Annotated in this window: 4 protein-coding genes; 2 read left to right on the plus strand and 2 right to left on the minus strand. The window is 44.2% G+C overall.

What is annotated here, in order from left to right:
• Positions 1-256: endonuclease/exonuclease/phosphatase family protein (locus tag A3729_RS33675; RefSeq protein ID WP_197476285.1), on the plus strand; the 256-nt coding region annotated here is incomplete at its 5' end.
• A 106-nt stretch (positions 257-362) separates the two neighbouring features.
• Here A3729_RS33675 and rpmG read toward each other — a convergent pair.
• Positions 363-518, minus strand: coding sequence for a 50S ribosomal protein L33 (gene rpmG / locus A3729_RS29760; protein ID WP_068510851.1), 156 nt, complete (start codon positions 516-518; stop codon positions 363-365).
• 11 nt (positions 519-529) lie between these two features.
• Positions 530-766 carry a 50S ribosomal protein L28 gene (rpmB, locus tag A3729_RS29765; RefSeq protein WP_068634572.1) on the minus strand — a complete coding sequence of 79 codons (237 nt, stop codon included), beginning with the start codon at positions 764-766 and terminating at the stop codon, positions 530-532.
• A gap of 231 nt (positions 767-997) precedes the next feature.
• Here rpmB and A3729_RS31980 point away from each other — a divergent pair.
• The coding region (locus A3729_RS31980) for an ROK family protein (protein WP_156498234.1) at positions 998-1,247 on the plus strand (250 nt) is incomplete at its 3' end.

The raw sequence follows: 1,247 nt of genomic DNA on the forward strand, positions 1-1,247 counted from the left end.
CTATAACCATGTGGTGTTGATGGGCGACATGAATACCCATGCCGAGAAAATACTGCATGACTCTCCGCTAAAAGGAGCCGGCTTGGTGACTTTGCCGGGCGTATCTCATTCATTTCCTAGCTGGCGCCCTGAAAAGGCCTTAGATCATATTCTGGTGAGTCGTAGCCTATTGGTTAAGAGGGCGGGCGTGGTAACGTTTCCGGTATCTGACCATTTACCCATCGAATTAGAGGTAAAACTACCCAAAGGCTATTAGCTTGAAACTTTGAAAATATAGACATAGACAGGCACAAAAAACCCGACAATAAAGTCGGGCTTTTCAATGGAAGCAATAAGCTGCCTACCTCGAAAGGTAGAAAATCTTACTTGATTTTAGCTTCTTTGTAGACCACGTGCTTACGCACAACTGGGTCATACTTTTTGATTTCCATCTTTTCTGGCATGTTACGCTTGTTCTTGTCAGTCGTGTAGAAATGACCAGTACCAGCGCTTGAAACTAAACGGATTTTATCACGCATTGCTCAATCTCCTAAACTTTCTCGCCGCGAGCACGTAGTTCACTAAGAACTGTCTCGATGCCTTTTTTATCGATAATACGCATACCTTTGGTAGATACACGAAGCTTAACAAAACGCTTCTCGCCCTCAACCCAAAAACGGTGAGATTGTAAATTAGGCAAAAAACTACGACGTGGGCGGTTTTTTGCGTGTGAAACGTTGTTTCCTGCTACTGGGCGTTTGCCTGTAACCTGACATACTCTAGACATTGTAACCTTGCCTCCAACTTCGAAACGTCCCTTGAAAGCACGTTCAAAAAAATTCAAATATCGGACCCTTTTTTGGAGTCCTCACTAAAGAGCCCGCCTTTATACCAGAAAGCATTTTTAATCGCAAAAAATATTTTCAAAAATGTGTATAAACTTGTAACGTGGTATCGGCTTTATCAGGTACAAAATGACGCTCATATTTGGGTGTGGATGGTTGATAGAAGGGGATTTATGAAACTTGGTGTGGATCTCGGTGGTACGAAAATAGAGGCTGTTGTCTTGGACGGTCAAAAAGTTCTCTGGCGGCAACGAGTTGCAACACCAAAAAATGATTATGGGCAAACCTTACAGGCAATTGCGAGTCTAGTTGGTGAGGCGAAACAGGTCTGTGGTTTGAGCCAGGGTGAAGCAATTGGCATTGGTGCGCCCGGTGCACTGACAGACTCCGTGACGGGGCCGAGAGTAATGAAGAACTGCAATT

Source organism: Oleiphilus sp. HI0043, assembly GCF_001634935.1.